The 17101-nt window shown below is 53.7% G+C and carries 13 protein-coding genes; 7 read left to right on the top strand and 6 right to left on the bottom strand.

Annotation, left to right across the window (positions count from 1 at the left end):
• The first annotated feature begins 169 nt into the window (after positions 1-169).
• The 4 genes from Q371_RS05630 to Q371_RS05615 all read left to right on the top strand — a co-directional run bounded on the left by Q371_RS05630 (position 170) and on the right by Q371_RS05615 (position 5223).
• On the top strand, positions 170-1435 hold the full coding sequence (locus Q371_RS05630; protein ID WP_034337328.1) for an ABC transporter substrate-binding protein: 1266 nt from the start codon (positions 170-172) through the stop codon (positions 1433-1435).
• Positions 1436-1529: 94 nt separating this feature from the next.
• A complete protein-coding gene (locus Q371_RS05625; protein WP_034337325.1) occupies positions 1530-2393 on the top strand; it encodes a carbohydrate ABC transporter permease in 864 nt (287 codons plus the stop codon).
• Complete coding sequence (locus Q371_RS05620) at positions 2390-3262, top strand: carbohydrate ABC transporter permease (RefSeq protein ID WP_245618242.1); 873 nt, start codon at positions 2390-2392, stop codon at positions 3260-3262. Before Q371_RS05625 ends, Q371_RS05620 begins: the two co-directional genes overlap by 4 nt.
• Before the next feature lie 26 nt (positions 3263-3288).
• Entirely contained in the window at positions 3289-5223 is a 1935-nt protein-coding gene (locus Q371_RS05615) for a beta-galactosidase (RefSeq protein WP_034337572.1), read from the top strand.
• A gap of 67 nt (positions 5224-5290) precedes the next feature.
• Here the strand turns inward: Q371_RS05615 and Q371_RS28060 are convergent, their stop codons facing one another.
• Positions 5291-5677 (bottom strand): type II secretion system protein, encoded by a 387-nt coding sequence (locus Q371_RS28060; protein ID WP_034337322.1) that lies wholly within the window; start codon positions 5675-5677, stop codon positions 5291-5293.
• A 74-nt stretch (positions 5678-5751) separates the two neighbouring features.
• A complete protein-coding gene (locus Q371_RS05605) occupies positions 5752-6144 on the bottom strand; it encodes a type II secretion system protein (protein ID WP_034337319.1) in 393 nt (130 codons plus the stop codon).
• Between the two features lie 495 nt (positions 6145-6639).
• On the opposite strand from Q371_RS05605, the gene Q371_RS05600 reads away from it, so the two are divergent.
• The gene (locus Q371_RS05600) at positions 6640-9540 is read left to right on the top strand and encodes a (Fe-S)-binding protein (RefSeq protein WP_034337316.1); all 2901 of its coding nucleotides are present in this window, start codon (positions 6640-6642) and stop codon (positions 9538-9540) included.
• A gap of 75 nt (positions 9541-9615) precedes the next feature.
• Here the strand turns inward: Q371_RS05600 and Q371_RS05595 are convergent, their stop codons facing one another.
• From Q371_RS05595 to trpS, 3 genes are all read right to left on the bottom strand, one after another.
• A complete protein-coding gene (locus Q371_RS05595; RefSeq protein WP_034337314.1) occupies positions 9616-10701 on the bottom strand; it encodes a protease complex subunit PrcB family protein in 1086 nt (361 codons plus the stop codon).
• A gap of 63 nt (positions 10702-10764) precedes the next feature.
• Complete coding sequence (locus Q371_RS05590) at positions 10765-11652, bottom strand: endonuclease/exonuclease/phosphatase family protein (RefSeq protein ID WP_034337312.1); 888 nt, start codon at positions 11650-11652, stop codon at positions 10765-10767.
• Between the two features lie 17 nt (positions 11653-11669).
• Positions 11670-12683, bottom strand: coding sequence for a tryptophan--tRNA ligase (trpS, locus tag Q371_RS05585; RefSeq protein ID WP_034337309.1), 1014 nt, complete (start codon positions 12681-12683; stop codon positions 11670-11672).
• A gap of 212 nt (positions 12684-12895) precedes the next feature.
• Here trpS and Q371_RS05580 point away from each other — a divergent pair, with 212 nt between their 5' ends.
• Positions 12896-14587 carry a M3 family oligoendopeptidase gene (locus tag Q371_RS05580; RefSeq protein ID WP_034337306.1) on the top strand — a complete coding sequence of 564 codons (1692 nt, stop codon included), beginning with the start codon at positions 12896-12898 and terminating at the stop codon, positions 14585-14587.
• A 71-nt stretch (positions 14588-14658) separates the two neighbouring features.
• Here the strand turns inward: Q371_RS05580 and Q371_RS05575 are convergent, their stop codons facing one another.
• Positions 14659-15657 (bottom strand): LacI family DNA-binding transcriptional regulator, encoded by a 999-nt coding sequence (locus Q371_RS05575; RefSeq protein ID WP_034337569.1) that lies wholly within the window; start codon positions 15655-15657, stop codon positions 14659-14661.
• 321 nt (positions 15658-15978) lie between these two features.
• Here Q371_RS05575 and Q371_RS05570 point away from each other — a divergent pair, with 321 nt between their 5' ends.
• Positions 15979-17010: a GGDEF domain-containing protein gene (locus Q371_RS05570; RefSeq protein WP_034337303.1), complete on the top strand. Its 1032-nt coding sequence runs from the start codon at positions 15979-15981 to the stop codon at positions 17008-17010.
• Positions 17011-17101: the final 91 nt, after the last annotated feature.

Raw genomic sequence — 17101 nt, 5'->3', positions numbered from 1 at the left:
GATTTTCCCTTCACCTTGACAGTCTGAAATGTCTTCAGATTGCAGGAAATTTGTGTAGCGCATTGCAGTTCCTCTGTGTTGCGTGTACTCGTTTGCACTTGTTGATCCATGTGTACGGGTCTGGCTGTCTTGCCGATCGTTTCCAGCCCGTGTTCTCAGGAGGAGAGGTATGAAAAAAACCGTTCTGTTCAGTATGGCCCTCGTTGCTGGTAGCGCCCTTGCCGCCCCCAAAGGTGAAATCACCGTGTGGAGCTGGGACGTGGCCGCCAAAGCCCTCGAAGCCACCATCCCCAGCTTCAACAAGAAGTACCCCGACGTGAAAGTCAAAGTGGTGGACCTGGGCAACCAGAACGTGTATGACCGCGGTCTCGCAGGGTGCGCCGCAGGTGGAGCCGACCTCCCCGACGTCTACAGCGTGGAAAACGGCGAAGCCGAAGTGTTCTGGGCCCGCTTCCCCAACTGCTTTGTTGACCTCACCACTCTGGGAGCCAGCAAGTACATCAACGCTTTCCCTGCCTTCAAATGGACTGAACTGTCGGTGGGCAACAAGCGTTACGCCATGCCCTGGGATTCCGGCCCTGTGGTGATGTTCTACCGCCGTGACCTCTACAAGCAAGCTGGAGTCAGTGCAGCCAGCATCAAGACCTGGGATGACTTCATCAAAGCCGGACAGAAAGTGAACGCCAAATTCGGTGGCAAAGTCAAAATGGGTGTGGTTGCCAACGGTCAGGACGACGAGTGGTTCCGCATGCTGGCCAATCAGAACGGCTGCTTCTACTTCGACAACGATGCTGAAAGCGTCACCATCAACAAAGCTGGTTGCGTGGACGCCCTCAACACCATCAAGAAACTCTACGACGCCAAAGTGGTGCAAACCGGCGACTGGGGCGGACAGATCACTGCATTCAAGAAAGGCGACATTGCCACCTCGATGTTCGGCGCATGGTACGAAGGCACCATCCGCAGCAACGCTCCAGAGCTGAGTGGCAAGTGGGGTGTGTTCCCCATGCCCGCAGCCAAGAAGGGCGGCGTGCGCGCAGCCAACCTCGGGGGTTCCGCTCTGGCCCTGCCTGCCAGCAGCAAGAACAAAGAAGCCGCCTACGCTTTCATTGAGCACGCTCTGGCCACCAACGAAGGTCAAGTCGCCATGCTCAAGCAGTACGGTCTGGTTCCCTCCCTGCTGGCCTCTGCCAAAGATCCCTACGTGAATCAGGGCCAGAAGTACTGGGGCAACCAGAAAGTCTGGAAGACCATTCTCGACACCCTCGGTGATGTTCCTGCTGCCCGTGGCACCCAGTTCTTCCAGGAAGCCCGTCAGGTGATGGTGGTCACCCAGGCCGACTTCATCTCTGGCAAGTACAAAACCGCCAAGGAAGCCCTGGACGCTGCTGCCAAGCAGATCAGCAGCATCACCGGACTCCCCATCGCCAAGTAAGGTTTCAAGGCCAGCACACAGGTAGCGCCTTTTGAACGTCAAGCACCCGTAACCGTAACCTGTGTTACGGGTGCTGTATTTAAGGAGAAACACCATGTTGAGACTCAGGCAGAACCTTGTACCTTACGGCTTTTTGTTGCCGTACCTGCTGATTTTTTTGCTGTTCTGGGCCTACCCGCTGGTCCGCAGTCTGTTCGACTCTTTTGATGACTCCCGCATCTTGGGATTTTCTTTCAGTACCACAAACTGGACGCGACTTTTGAGCGATCCCTTCTTCATGACCGCCCTGAAAAACACCCTGCTGATCATGGTGATTCAGGTGCCCATCATGCTGATGATGTCCCTCACTCTGGCGATTGCCCTCAATTCCCAGATGTTGAAACTCAAGGGATTTTACCGCTTTGCGTTTTTCGCCCCTCTGGTGGTCGGCACCACCGCTTACTCCGCGATCTTCCGTCTGATTTTCAACACCCAGTACGGCGCGGTGAATCAAGGTCTCAACTCTATTGGCTTGCCCTCTGTGGACTGGCTCAATCAGGCCACCCCCGCCATGATCGTGATCATGCTGGCCATGACCTGGCGCTGGATGGGTTACAACGCCATCATCATGCTGGCCGGTCTGCAATCGATTGGCAATGAAGTGTATGAAGCAGCAGCCATTGACGGTGCCAACAAATGGACCACCTTCTGGAAAATCACCCTGCCCTTGATGCGCCCGAGCATCTTGTTCACTCTGGTTTTGTCGGTGTTCGGAACCCTGCAACTGTACACCGAGCCCGCCCTGATCACCGCTGGCGGACCCGGCAACGCCACCATGACCATCGGAACCTACCTGTACCAGCAGGGCTTCAGAAGCTTCAACTTCGGTTACGCCAGTGCAATTGCTTACGGAGTGGCCATTCTGGGTGCTGTCGTGAGCTGGATCCAACTCAAACTGCTGGGAAGTGATAACACATGACCACACCCATTCGTTCCACCACCGTTCGCAAAGAGACCTCTATATATAAGGTCACGGCCACCATCCAGTCTGTTGCCCTTCACCTGACCCTGACCCTTCTGGCCCTGCTGTTCCTGGCTCCCCTCTACCTGATGATGGTTTATGCAACACTGCCAGACAACGGCATTTACTCTGGAGCCGTGTGGTTCGGCTCTGAAGCCGCCAAAAACTTCCAGAACCTGCAAGCCGACACCAACTTCATCCGTGCCCTCACCAACTCCCTGATGATTGCGGTGATTTACACCACGGTCAGCCTGTTCCTGACCAGCATGGCTGGATTTGCATTCACCAAATACGACTTTGCAGGCAAGAACTTCTGGTTCGGGATCATTCTGGCAACACTCGCCATTCCTGCTTTCGTGACCATCATTCCTCAGTACATCCTGATGGCCAGCAACTTCAAGCTCACCAACACCTACTGGGCCGTGGTGTTGCCCGGTCTGGCCAACACAGTGGGCATCTTCTACATGCGCCAATCTTTCATGAGCGTCCACAATGACCTCCTCAATGCAGCACGCATTGATGGAGCCAGCGAATGGCGGGTGTACTGGCAGATCGCCCTGCCTGTGGTGCGTCCGGCTCTGGCAGCTCTGGCGATTCTGCTGTTCCTGACCAGCTGGAACGATTACCTGTGGCCCCTCCTCGTGCTGAACAACAAGGACGCTTACACCATTCCCGTGGCTCTGGGGACTCTGGTGGGTCTGAACCGCGTCTCCTGGGGCGGAATCATGATGGGAACTGCGATTTCCACCGTGCCTTTCCTGATCCTGTTCATGGTGGCCCAGAGACACCTGATTGCTGGCATCGCAGGGGGATCTGTCAAAGGATGACACACCAGACCGGAACACAAGATCTTGTGAACCACCTGGCGCTCGGGGTATGTGACTACCCCGAGCACGTCCCTGCCGACCGCTGGGAGGTTTACGCCAAGCAACAAAAAGAACTGGGCCTCACGTATGTTCGGATTGCCGAATTTGCATGGAGCCTGATGGAGCCCCACGAAGGCCAGTACCAGTGGGATTGGCTGGACGATGCAGTCAACATCCTGCACAAAGAAGGTCTGAAGGTGGTGCTGTGTACACCCACAGCGACCCCTCCGGCCTGGCTCATTCGCAAGCATCCAGAGATTCTGGCCCATGACCCTCAGGGGCGGGTGCGGGCTTTTGGATCTCGCAGGCATTATGACTTTGCTTCACAGGTGTACCGTGAGCATTCCCGGCGCATCACCAGAGCCATTGCTGAGCGTTACGGCCAGCATCCCGGCGTGGTGGGCTGGCAAACCGACAATGAATTCGGTTGCCATGACACCACCCGCAGTTATGGTCCTGCCAGCACCAAGGCTTTCCCGGTCTGGCTGGAAAAGCGTTACGGTACTCTGGCCAAATTGAACGAAGCTTGGGGCAATGTGTTCTGGAGTCAGGAGTACACTGCATGGGATCAAATTGAACCCCCAAACCTGACCGTCACTGAGCCCAACCCCAGCCATGTGCTGGATTACGCCCGTTTTGCTTCTGATATGGTCAAAGAATTTCAGGAAGAACAGGTGGAGATCCTGCGTGAACTTTCACCGGGTCGTTTCATCACCCACAACTTCATGATTTTCTTCCCGGAGTTTGACCATTATCAGGTCTCTGAATGCCTTGATTTTGTCAGCTGGGACGCTTACCCAACGGGCATGCTGGAATTCTTTGCCTTCTGGGAAAGCGAAGAGACCAAACTGAAGTATGCACGCACAGGTCACCCGGATTTGATCAGCTTCAACCATGACCTTTACAGGGGCCTGAAAGCATACTCCACAGGCAAGCAAACCGGCTTCTGGGTGATGGAGCAGCAGTGCGGGCAGGTGAACTGGTCCACATACAATCCCCTGCCTGCCGATGGAGCTGTCCAGCTCTGGACGGCGCAGGCGTGGGCACACGGTGCAGACACGGTTTCTTACTTCCGCTGGAGGGCTGCCACCATGGCTCAGGAAGTGATGCACTCAGGCTTGTTGCGTCACGATGAGACTTTTGACCGTGGATACCATGAAGTCAAAAGCCTGCAAACCGAACAATTCCCCATTGGGGATGTGCCAGCAAAAGTGGCCTTGCTGCACGATTACCGTTCGCTCTGGATTTTTGACCAGCAAAAACACAACGCAGACCTCAGTTACTGGCGTCAGGTGATGCTGTATTACTCCACCCTGCGCAGTCTGGGTGTGGACATCGATGTGATTCACCCCGAGTCTGACCTCTCTGGATATCAGGTGATTGTGGCCCCGGCCCTGACCCTCATGACTGAGAGGGCTGCAGAAAACCTGCAGCAAGCCAGCAACCATGCCCACCTGATTTTTGGCCCGAGAACCGCCTACCGGACCGAATCTGGGCGCACCCCTGAAGACGGACAGTTTGGACTGCTTTCTGATCTGGTGGGAGGCAAACTCAAAAACTTTGACTCCATGCGTCCGGGCTTGAAAGAAACAGTCTCTGGTTACGACGTGACGATCTGGTCTGAAAGTTACCGCCCTTTGGATGCCGAAGTTCTGCACGTCTTGGAGAGTGGCCCCATGGCAGGGGAATGCGCGGTGATGCGCAAGAACAACGTGCTGACCATTGGGGTGCATAGCTCTGGCCTGATTCACGACTTGATCCGTGACATTTTGATGGAAACGGGTGTTCCTGTCCTTGATGTTCCAGAGGGTGTGCGCGTTTCCAGAAGGGCAGGGAAGATGCTGGTTCAGAACTTCAACCCTTATGGCGTGGATTTCCTAGGGACCAGGTTGGCTGCAGTCAGTTTTGAATTGATGGAATGACTTTGATGGTGATCAAAAAGAAGCCCAGCAATTGCTGGGCTTCTTTTCGTGGTATGTGGTGCGTGTATCAGGGCTTGGGTGTGCTGATGATTCCATTCTCGGTGATGTTGAATACCTTGCTGCCATTGGCATGGACGATGGTGTAATCGTACTGTGCTGCACTGTCTCCAGTGATGGTCAGATTGGGATCCAAACAATTTTGGGTTCCATAAGAGGTGGGATCGCCTGTGAAAAAAGAAGCTGCTGGAAAGCTGGTGGATTGAGGGTTGTCAATCTTGTAGATGGCAGCGGCTTTGGCCAGAGAATTGGCGCAATTTTGCGAAATGGTGTTGTATGCGTGTTTGCGTGCACCGAGGAGGTTGGGAATCAGAACGGCAGCCAGAATGCCAATGATGGCAATCACGATCAGCAGTTCAATCAGCGTAAAACCGGCGAGGCTTTGCTGTTTACGCATGGGTCACTCCTGTTGAAGCAGCCTTTATCAAAAAACAGGGGCAAACTTGCCCCTGTTTTTGATATCCTTAAGGATTATTTGTCAACGCTGGTGATGCCGCTCTCGGTCACGGTGTAAACTTTGCTTCCGTTTGCGTGGGTCACAGTGTAGCTGTAGTTGGCAGCGCTGGCGCCACCAACAGTGATGTTGGCATCAACACAGCTGTTGGTGCCATATTTCTCGGACTTGGCAGCATCACCTTCAAGTTCGGTATAAGCAGGGAAGGTGGTAGAGGTGGGGTTGTCGATCTTGTAGATGGCAGCGGCTTTTGCCAGAGCGCCAGCGCAGGTTTGTGCGGCTGCGTCGTAGGCGCGTTTGCGGGCACCCAACAGGTTGGGGATCAGCACGGCGGCCAGAATGCCGATGATGGCGATCACGATGAGCAGCTCGATGAGGGTGAAACCGGCGTTTGCTTGACCTTTACGCATGTAAAAGCTCCTTTTGTTCTCCAGATCACGCATGTATAAAGACCGGAGGAACAGGTTGAATTGCTGTTAAGGGGGATGAGAACTTCCTTAACGATTCACAGTATATACCATAAATCTTCCAAAAATCTTACACATTCTGAATGGGTGGTCGCAGATGGGTTTAGAATTTTATTACAGGAAAGTGACAAAAAATTTGTGTATCATTCCTGACTGAAATTTCTCCTTTTGATCGATTTCTGAAAAGATTTTTGGGTAAAATTTATCATCGCGGATGGGCAAGTCGGCCTCTTCTTTCAAAGTTGTCCCTTCGGAAGTGACCTATAAACATGAGAAATCTGATGGTGTGCACAGTCTTCATGTGGGACAAATTGCTCTGATCAAGTGCAAAGCACCTCACTTTTAGGCTTAGACATCTCAGAAACCCCTATAGTAGGAATACCCAGAGTCGTGATAACCTAGACAAAATTAGACCAAGTCTATAAATGGAGGTTTAAGGTGCTCCCAATCCTGCACCAGGTGCTGTTCGCCATCTTCGGAATCCTGGCCGTGGCCTACAGTTTGCGAGGCTTCAAACAGGTGTACGCCAACATTCGAGCGGGTCGAAATGCTGTCGAATTGCGGTTCAATGAACCCATCAAACGGCTGATTTACTCCCTTGCCACCACCCTGACCCAATCCAGGGTGTTCCGCAAACGTCCTCTGGTCAGTTTCTTCCACAGCCTGATCATGTACGGTTTCACCTTTTACCTGCTGGTGAACCTGATTGACGGTCTGGAAGGATACTTCCACATTGAAATCAAATCCAGCACAGTGATCGGCGCCACTTACAACTTTCTGGCAGATTTGCTCAGCCTTGGGGTGTTGCTGGGCGTGATTGCTCTGGCTTTGCGCCGTTTCTCGCCCAGAGGCAAAAAGGTCTTCTCCTGGAATGACCGGACCCTCCTGCATCCCAAAGTGCTGGACCGCTACATCTCCAGAGACAGCATCATCGTGAGCAGTTTCATTCTGTTTCACGTGGGCTCCAGAATCCTCGGGCAGGGCTTCAAACTGATTTACTTCAGTGAAGGAGGCAATTACCGGGATGCCTACCAGCCTCTGGCCTCCAATGTGGCTGGAATGCTGACTGGTTTTGGGGTGACCCCAGAGACCGCCATCACCGGATTCGCACTGTGTTACTGGGGGGCTCTGGGCAGCATCCTGCTTTTCCTGAGTTACTTCCCTTACTCGAAGCACATCCACCTTTTCATGGCTCCGGTCAAATACACGGTCAAACGCTTTGAGAACTCGGGCACTTTGCCTTTGCAGCAGGTGGATCTGGAAGCCGAAGAACTCAAGATTGGTGCCAAGCACATGAACGATCTGGAGTGGCCCCGACTGATCGATGCGTACGCCTGCATTCAGTGCAACCGTTGTCAGGATGTGTGCCCCGGAACCCAGACCGGCAAGGCCCTGAGCCCTGCTGCCATGGAAATCAACAAACGGATGGCGTTCAACTCTGGTGATGAGAATGTGATCCTGCTGGACATGGTGATCTCTCCAGAGGCCGTGTGGGCCTGCACCACCTGTGGAGCCTGCATGGAGGTGTGCCCGGTTCAGAACGAGCAGATGCTGGACATCATTGACATTCGCCGCAATCAGGTGATGGTGGAGGGGGATTTCCCTCAGGAACTCAACATGGCTTTCCGTGGCATGGAGCGTGCCGGAAACCCGTGGGGGATTTCTCAGGACAAACGCATGGATTGGGCTCAGGGGCTGCATGTTCCCACCATCGACCAGAATCCCAACCCGGATGTGCTGTATTGGGTGGGATGTGCTGCTGCATATGATCCCGGTGCCCAGAAAGTGGCCCGCAGCTTTGTGCAACTGCTTGAACGGGCCAGAGTCAACTTCGCAGTGCTGGGCAAAAAAGAAACCTGCACCGGAGACAGTGCTCGCCGTGCAGGCAACGAACTCCTGTTTCAACAACTGGCAGACAAGAACATCGGCAACCTCAATGCTGCAAATGCCAAATTGATTGTGGCCACCTGCCCCCACTGCATGAACACCCTCAGAAATGAGTATCCGCAGTTTGGTGGAAACTATCAGGTGATGCACCACACGGAATACTTGGAGTTGCTGCTGAATGACCACCGATTGGAGCCCATCGACAAAGGTGGCGAGGTGACCTTCCACGATCCCTGTTATCTGGGCCGTCACAACGGGGTCTACGATGCCCCCAGAGATGTCCTGAAAAGCATGGGCACCACAGTGTTGGAGCTTGAACGCACCCGAGAAAAGAGTTTCTGCTGTGGTGCAGGTGGAGCCCAGTTCTGGAAAGAGGAAGAAGAAGGGGAGACCCGCATCTCCGAAGCCCGTTTTCAGGAAATCCAGCGCCGTCTGGATGGTGCCAAAGAAGGCAAGACTGTGGCTGTCGGATGCCCTTTCTGCAAAAGCATGCTGAATTCCACCCCCGGCAAAGCTGAAACCACCATCGAAGTCAAAGATGTGGCAGAACTGTTGCTGGAACGTGTGGGAGGCGCAACATCACCTGCTGAAATTCCTGCTGAACCGCAACCTTCTGTAGAAACCACACAAACCACCCCACAAGCCAATGTGGTAGAGGCCCGAGTGGAACCTGCTCCAGAGGTAAAACCCCAGACTGCAGCACAGGAGACAGCATCTGCGTCTGAAACTGCACAGGAAAGCGCGCCACGCAAGAAGTGGGGCAGCAAAACCACCCCCCCCACAGAGCCCTCAGAAACACCTGAGACTCCTGCAACTGCACCAGAACTGCCAGCTCAGGATTCCAGCCCTCGCAAGAAGTGGGGAGCCAAAAATACAGAAACTCCTGTTACAGAACCTCCTGCACAGACTGCCTTGCCAGAGGCATCCGAACCTCAGAGCGCTGAAACTGCTCCTGCCCGCAAAAAATGGGGAGCCAAAAGCACAGAAGCATCAAGTGAGGCCGCTGCCATTCCTGCAGTCGAGGAGACCCTTTCGGACAGCACAGAGCCAGCGCCTGCACGCAAGAAGTGGGGCACAAAATCGGCTGATCCTGTGCAGCCCGCTCCAGAAACTGCACCTGAAGCGACACCCACTTCAGAGGAGGCACCTCGCAAGAAGTGGGGAGGAAACAAATCCACTCCAGTGGAAAGTGCTCCAGAGCTTGCGGAATCTCCTGCCCTGAAAGAAGAACCAACAGGTCCTGTTGCGACGCCCCCTGCACGCAAGAAGTGGGGTGGCAAATCCCAAGAAAAACCTGTTGAAACTCAAGCAGCGGAGCCATCAACAGAGAAACCAGAGGAAGCCCCTCAAGCGGTTGAGCCTTCAGCAAGTTCCCCTTCAAATGCTGATGCCCCTGAAACTCCCTCCACAGAGGGCCGCAAGAAATGGCAGCCCAAAAAACCTCAAGGGTAAGCTCAGCCCAGACGAAAAGAAAGGCGCACATGCGCCTTTCTTTTTTGGGTTCTTGTGTTTTGGAGCCCTCGTGTTTTAAAGGGGACTGCGGTTCACGGTGGTGCTTGCCAGCAGGTTGCCGTTCTGGTCCAGCACACGCAGGCTGGTGTACTTGCCAGCCACGGTGAACAGACCCCATGGGCTGGTGAGGGCCTGGGTGGTGATGGATCCAGGTTTCGGACTGGACACCGTCACGCGCACGGTCAGCACGGTGCCTCTGGATTCCATGCTGTTGACTTTGAATCCGTATCCACCCGAGGAACGCTGTCCAAGGAACAGGAACACAGCAGAGGAGTTCGCAAAGTTGATGTCGGGAACGGCAGGAGCGGGCAGGATGTAGGCGTTGGCTTTCTGCCAGATGGTGGCAAAAACACTGTCGCTGGTGACCAGCGCAGCCCCGAAGTCCTGATTCCGATAGGTGCTGTTGCCAGCGTATTCAACCTGGGTGTATCGCACTGCGCCTCCGGTGGGACGGTTCTCTCTTGGAATGCCTTCTTGCACATACAGGGCGGTGGTGCGGTAACGGGCTGGGGCGGGTTCAACGGTCAGTCGGGCATCCGGGGCATCTTTCAATACACCCACCACCAGAGGGGCATCTTTTTTCAGAACGTTGTTCAGGGCGTTGGCTTCATTGTCGGTCAGTTCGCCAATGCCACGCATGTCGCTGGAACGGAACTCAGGTTCTGCTTCTGTGGAGGATCTGGCACTCAGGCTGCCAGACAGACGGTACCAGTTGCCATTTTGCAGGAGGAACACACCTTCGAGATCTCTGGAGGTGCGAATGAAATAGTTGTCGGCAGCAGGATTGTAGGTGACAGAGAAATCTTTGCTGAGGGTGCTGTCAATGCTGCTGGTTTTGGTCATCAGGCTGCTCTGACCGCTGATGGACAGGGTGCCGGGCAAGGCAAAACTGTCTGTGGCCGTTTGGGTTTTCAGTTCGTAACCCAGACCATTGATTTTGACGGGTTTGGTGTTTTGCTCCATCTGGGTTTCGTAGAACCAGGTGATGCGGTCATTGGAATCACCGTAAAAGAGCACATCGTGAACTTCAAAGGTGGGACTTCCTTGCATGGCGGTACAACCCATGAGGAAGATGCTGATGGTGGCCAGTCTGGTTTTCATGAGAATATCCTACTGTGAACACGGTCTGGTTGCTTTAAGTTGCGCTTAATCCAAACTGGAGCTTCAGTTAACGTTCAAGAGCACCTGTACGGCCCTGTGGTCGGATCCGCGCTCTGGCAACACCTCATGTTGGGTGTGGCACAGGCCAGAGTTGTACCAGACCTGAGATTTGCGTTCTACAGGCAGGAAAGCAGGAAAAGTGTACCCGAGACCCAGTCCGATGGCTTCGTCAAACTGTTTCCTGAGAGGTTGTGCCCAGAGGCCTCTGGGCAGGGCATTGAAATTCCCGGCCAGTAAAGTGTATTTGTCTTTGCTCTGGGACAGGATTTTCAGCATGGCCTGCTGGTGCATCCGGGCATCTTCTTTGAAGGACAGGGGCTTGTTGACAGGGGGCAACTGGACATTCACCACCCGCACGGCCCGCCCTCCAATGCGAACATCGGTGATCAGGGCCTCTGGAAGGGCAAACTGCCGGACCACCGCAAAACGACTGGCTGTGATCAAACCTTGATGTTGGACCACCTGCCAGCCCACTTTTTGCAGCATACTGGCATAAATTCGCTGGTTGCTGCCGGTGTCTTGCAGCAACACCACCTCTGGATCATGCACATTGAGGGTGTCTTGCAACGCAAAAGGTGAGATTTTTCCAGAAGTGGTGCTGTAGGTGAACAGCCGAAAAGTCTTTCCAGAGCAGTCTTGAGGCAACGGAATGTTGAAGTTCATCAGGTACACCAGCACAAAAATCCAGCACAGGGCCTGAACGTCCAGAGCTGCCCAGTTTTTGCGCCGGAATGCACCATATCCCAGCAGCACCAAGGGCAGCAGGTAAAAGAAGTGGGGTGAGTAGGTCAGGATGGCAGAAACATCTGATCTGGAAGGATCAAATTCCTCAAAGATCCAGAGCACAACGGTGAGCAGCAAGTAGAAAAGGGACCAGAGGGTCAAACGCACAGACCCATTATAGGGATCTATTCTGTTTTGACCATAAGGCGCATGCCCTGACGGACCTTTTGAAGGGTGGCTCTGGAGGTGACTCTGGCGGTTTCGGTGTGGTCGAGGAGCAGGGCGGTCAATTCAGGGTGCTTTTCGTTCAGAGCAGAGCGTCTTTCCCTGAGGGGTTGCAGGTGGGTGTTGATCTTTTCGGAAAGCTCTTTTTTGCATGACACACATCCCCGTTGACCCTGCGTGCACTCCTGATGCACCTGCCCGAGGTTCTCTGGCTGAAAGAGGGCATGGTAGGTGTAGACGGTGCAGACCTCTGGATGTCCCGGATCGTTTTTGCGGATCTTTTGAGGGTCGGTCACAGCCCCCATCACTCTTTGTTGGGTGACCTCTGCAGAATCGGCCAGATGGATGGCGTTCCCTAGGCTTTTTCCCATTTTCTGTTGCCCATCCAGGCCTTTGATGCGCCTGTGCTGGGCCATCAGGGCTTGTGGCTCTGGGAACACCTCGCCATAGTACCGATGGAAAGTGCGAATCAATTCACGGCTCTGTTCCAGAATGGGCAACTGGTCTTCGCCCACGGGGACCACCTCGGCCTGAAATGCAGCAAGATCCGCTGCCTGACTGATCGGATAGCCCAGAAAGCCATAAGTCACCGATTCGCCAAACAGGGCCTGTTTCTGCCGGATTTCATGGCGCACTGTGGGATTTTGCTGCAAGCGCGACAGGGTCACCAGATTGGAAAAAAACACCGTCAATTCGGCAATCTCAGGGACCTGAGACTGCAAGACAAAAGTGCAGTGCTCTTCTTTGAGGCCCACAGCCAGATTGTCTTTCAGGACCTCCAGAACATTTTCAGAGACCTGCTCTGGGTGGTGGAAGTGATCGGTCAGGGCCTGCACATCAGCAATCAAAATGAAATTCTGATGCTGCTCCTGAAGGGCCACTCTGGACTGCAGAGATCCAAAATAATGCCCGAGGTGCAACTTGCCTGTGGGCCTGTCTCCTGTCAAAAGGCGAGGTTTGTTGGGGATGGACATGGTGTGCTCCTTTCAAGTCACAAAACAAAAACCGCCCGGTTTCCCGAGCGGTTCTGGCGCAACAAAGAACTCAACCTCGGGGAGGACCGAGGTTCAGCCAGTTCAGTTGTGCGTGGCAAAGTGACATACTCCAGAGTTTAGGGGCAAGTTCGATTCCTGCAATGCGACTTTTGGCTTAGTGCAAAGTTTTCCAGACATGTTAGATTGATCGCATGTCCGTATCTTCCATGCCTGCCTTGATGGCCGATGTGACCATTGAATGGTCTGATTATGAACCCCGTTATCAGGAACTGTTGCAACGCGACCTGACGCCCGAGACGGCCACCCAGTACCTGCAAGACTGGAGTGACCTCACCGCAGAAATCATCGAGAAAAGCACCATTCTGGGTGTGCGTGCAGACCTGAACACCGCTGAGAAGTCCATTCAGGACAAGTACCTGACTTTTGTCAAAGAAACCAACCCCAAGATTTCCAGCGCAGATGCAGCCGTCAAGGCGAGACTGGTGGCTCTGGAAGGCTACGCGCCACCTGAAGATGCTGTTTTGATCCTCAAGCGATTCAAAACCGAAAGCCAGATTTTCCGTGAAGAAAACTTGCCCCTGTTTGCAGAACTCGCTGAGCTCAGCCAGCAGTACAGCCAGATCACCGGCAACATGCTGGTGGACTTCCGTGGTGAGCAGATCACCGCACCCAGAGTGGAACAACTCCTGCTGGAACCCGACCGTGAACTTCGTGAAGAGGTCTGGAAGGCTTGGCAGGATGCCCGACTGCGCATTGCCCCCCAGCTCGACGAAGTGTTCATGAAGCAACTCGCCCTGCGTCAGCAGGTGGCCCGCAATGCAGGGTTCCAGAACCATCAGGAATTCATCTGGAAGATGTACCACCGTTACGATTACACCCCTGCAGATGCCCGGCAATTCCAGCAAAGCATTGAGCAGGAAGTGGTGCCTTTTGCTCTGGAATTGCTGGAACAGCACCGTCAGGGACTTGGGGTGGACAGCCTCAAACCCTGGGACTTCTACTGGCGTTCCCAGATGGACCCTCTGGCCCGAGCACCCCTGAATCCGTTCAAAACCGTGGATGAACTGGAAACCAAAATCCAGAAGGTGTTTGCCAGTCTGAGCCCTGAACTGGGAGAGCAGTTTGAGTTGTTCCGTCAGGAAGGGTCCATGGATCTGGGCTCCAGAAAAAACAAAATGAGTCACGCTTACTGTGCCTCTTTGCCCACCCGCAAATTGCCTTTTGTGTTGCAAAACGTGGTGGGCATGGAAGGGGATGTGACCGTCACCCTGCACGAATTTGGACATGCGTTCCACGGTTACAGCAGCATGAAGCAAAACCGTTTTGTCTGGAACGGTTTCTCTGCCACCGAATTTGTGGAGGTCCCATCACAGGGGATGGAATGCTTGGCAATCCCTCACCTCGGGGCGTTCTACACCCCAGAAGAAATCCAGAGGGTCAAAGAAGCCCAGATCTTGCGTGTGGTGCACATCCTGCCCTGGATTGCTTTCATGGATTCCTTTCAGGATTGGGTGTACACACAGGCCCCTGAAGATGTCACCATCGAACAGATTGATGCCAAGTGCCGCGAACTGATCAACCGCCTGCAACCCCAGCCCTCATGGGAAGGTTTTGAAGCGCAACAAGGCAAAGCATGGCATTACCACCACATTTTCACCTCACCCTTTTACTACATCGAGTACGGCCTGAGCTGGCTGGGTGCCCTGCAACTCTGGCGCAACTCCTTGCAGGATCCCGCAGGTGCCCTTGAAAAGTATCAGGCTTCTCTGGCCCTTGGAGACACCCGCTCTGTGCCTGAGCTCTACGAAGCTGCTGGTCTGAAGTTTGCTTTTGACCGTGAAACCATCCGTGACCTGATGGGTTTCTTGCGCGAGCAAATGTAAACCTGCTGTGAACCTGAAAAGCAAAACGCTGGAAGTCAAACTCCAGCGTTTTTGCTTTTTTCGTGGATGGTTTAACGGATGCGCCGGGTGGATTCACGGATCACCAGTTGCAACTCTGGAGCCTCCAAGTGCACATCTTCACCGTTGATCAGGGCCAGCAAGCCTTCTGCAGCCTGACGCCCGAGTTCGTGCATCGGTTGGCGCACAGTGGTCAATGGGGGAGAGAAGTATTCAGAGGTTTTGGAGTCATCGAAGCCCACCAGAGAGACCTCTTCTGGAACGCGAATTCCACGACGGTACAGGGCCAGCCTTGCCCCATAAGCCATCTGGTCGTTGGCGGCAAAAATGGCGGTGAACATGACTCTGGACTCCAGCAGGGTGGCCACCCCGATCAGACCAGCAGACTCATGGTAGTCTCCCTCCACGAGCAAGCGTTCATCCTGATCAAGGTTTGCAGCTTCCAGTGCATCTTTGTAAGCATGCAGGCGTTCAATGGCATCTGGATGGTCCTTGGGACCTGCGATGTGGGCGATTCTGGTGTGTCCCAGCTCAAACAGGTAATCCATCAGTTTGCGGGTGGCCCAGTAGTTGTCCAGAATCAGGCTGTGGTTTTCCCGCTCTGGAATTTTGCGGCCAATGGCAATGATGGGCATGCTCTCTGCAAGGCGGGTCAGGGTGTCTTCGGCGAGGCTGCCCCCCATGATGATCAGACCGTCTACGCGGCCCATCAGGCGTTGCAATGCGGTTTCTTCATCTTTGGAATCCCAGTGGCCATCCACAAAGACTGGCACATAGTCTGTGCCCTGCAGTGCCTCTTGCACCCCGAGCAGCGCATCGTTGTAAAAAGGGCTGGAAATATCCTGGGTCAGCACCCCGATGGACATGGTCAAACCGCGCACCAGTCCCTTGGCGATGATGTTGGGCTGGTAATTCAATTTGCGAATGGCTTCTTCTACCGCATGGCGTTTGCGCTGGCTGACGTTGGCTGTGCCACTCAGGATGCGTGAAACGGTGCTGGGAGAGACGCCGGCCTCCTGGGCTACTTCAACCAATGTGACCATTCTTTTCATGGGATTCCTGTGTTTCTCCTGATTTTTGCGACCAGAACAGGTCAGAGCAATGAAATCGTTTGCCTTTATTTTATCAGCCTGAAATCGTTTGTCAATCGAAATCATGGCTTCAGATCCATGGATTTCTCTGGTGAATCCATGAAAAGTCCTTTCATGGATTTTTATCGTGAAGGAGACCCTCAGGATTTTCAAAAGCCTGTCGAACTTCGATCGAATTGAGATAGACAAGATTGAGCAACGGCATCAAATTGCAATGTTTTCTTTACAAAGCCTATTGCGAATCTGCCACAATAAGGGGAACCCCTGAGGCGGGGATATGCCATGCAACCCCAGGACCAACTGCTCCATCAATTGAAACACCACAATTACAACTTTTTTTTGCCAGCAGCATTGCTGCTCACGGGCCATCATCTGATTGGGCTGAAAAACCCCACAGAGCAAACCGTGGTGTTTTTCACGCTGGTGGTGCTGGCTTTGTCCAGCGTGATGTATTTTCGCAATCGACAGGGAGTTGCTCCATGGATGGATGTGATTTTCACCTGGGGACAACTGGGCATGTTGTGTTTCACCCTCTATTTTGAATGGCAGAATGCATTAGGCGTCACAGGAGGAGGGGTGTATTTGCTTCCTGCCTGGGGAATGATGATGGTGTGGCATTGGACGGTGCTTTACCACCAGACCCCAGCCTTTTCATTGGCCATCAGTGGGGCCTATTTCACAGCAACTGTTTTCTATTTTTCTGTTGCCAACAGCCAGGGGAACATTCAACTGCAATCTCTGGATGTGGCTGTGGTGGGTTTGCTGGCCATTTGCATCTGTCAGGCCATTCATCACGTTTACAAACAAGTGAGCGAAGAAGGAGAAAAAAGAGAAATGGCAGAGAAACTGGCCATCATTGATCCCCTGACCCGTTTGCCAAACCGACGTGCTTTTCAAACCGATTTTGAAGTTGCAGTAGAGCAGCAACTGTCCACCCATCTGGTGGTTTTTGACATTGACCACTTCAAACGCATCAATGACCGACAGGGCCATGACGTGGGAGATCTGGTCCTGCAGCACATCGCAGCACAGTCCTCAGATGTTTTTTCAGACCATGGACGGTCTTACCGCTGGGGAGGAGAGGAATTCTGTGTGATTCTGCAAGACACCACACCAGAGGACACCGAAAGCCTGTGTGAGCATTTCCGGCGCCACATCGAGAAAACAGAATTCATCAATGAGCTCCGGGTGACCATCAGTGTGGGCATCACCAGGGTACAGCCATGGGACAACGCAGAAAGTGCTTTTCGCCGTGCAGATGGTGCCCTGCTGAATGTGAAGACCTCTGGTCGCAACAACATCCGCATGGTCTGACCTCGATGTGGTCTGACCTCGATTGCAAGAGGGACCGGAAGCCTGCCAGTTTCTGCCATCATCGTTTCATTTCTGCAGAGGCAAAATCAGT

It is taken from the genome of Deinococcus misasensis DSM 22328 (genome assembly GCF_000745915.1).
In the GTDB taxonomy this organism is placed as follows: domain Bacteria; phylum Deinococcota; class Deinococci; order Deinococcales; family Deinococcaceae; genus Deinococcus_C; species Deinococcus_C misasensis.
Note: the sequence above shows the minus strand (reverse complement) of the source record. Positions and strands in the feature narration are given on the sequence as shown.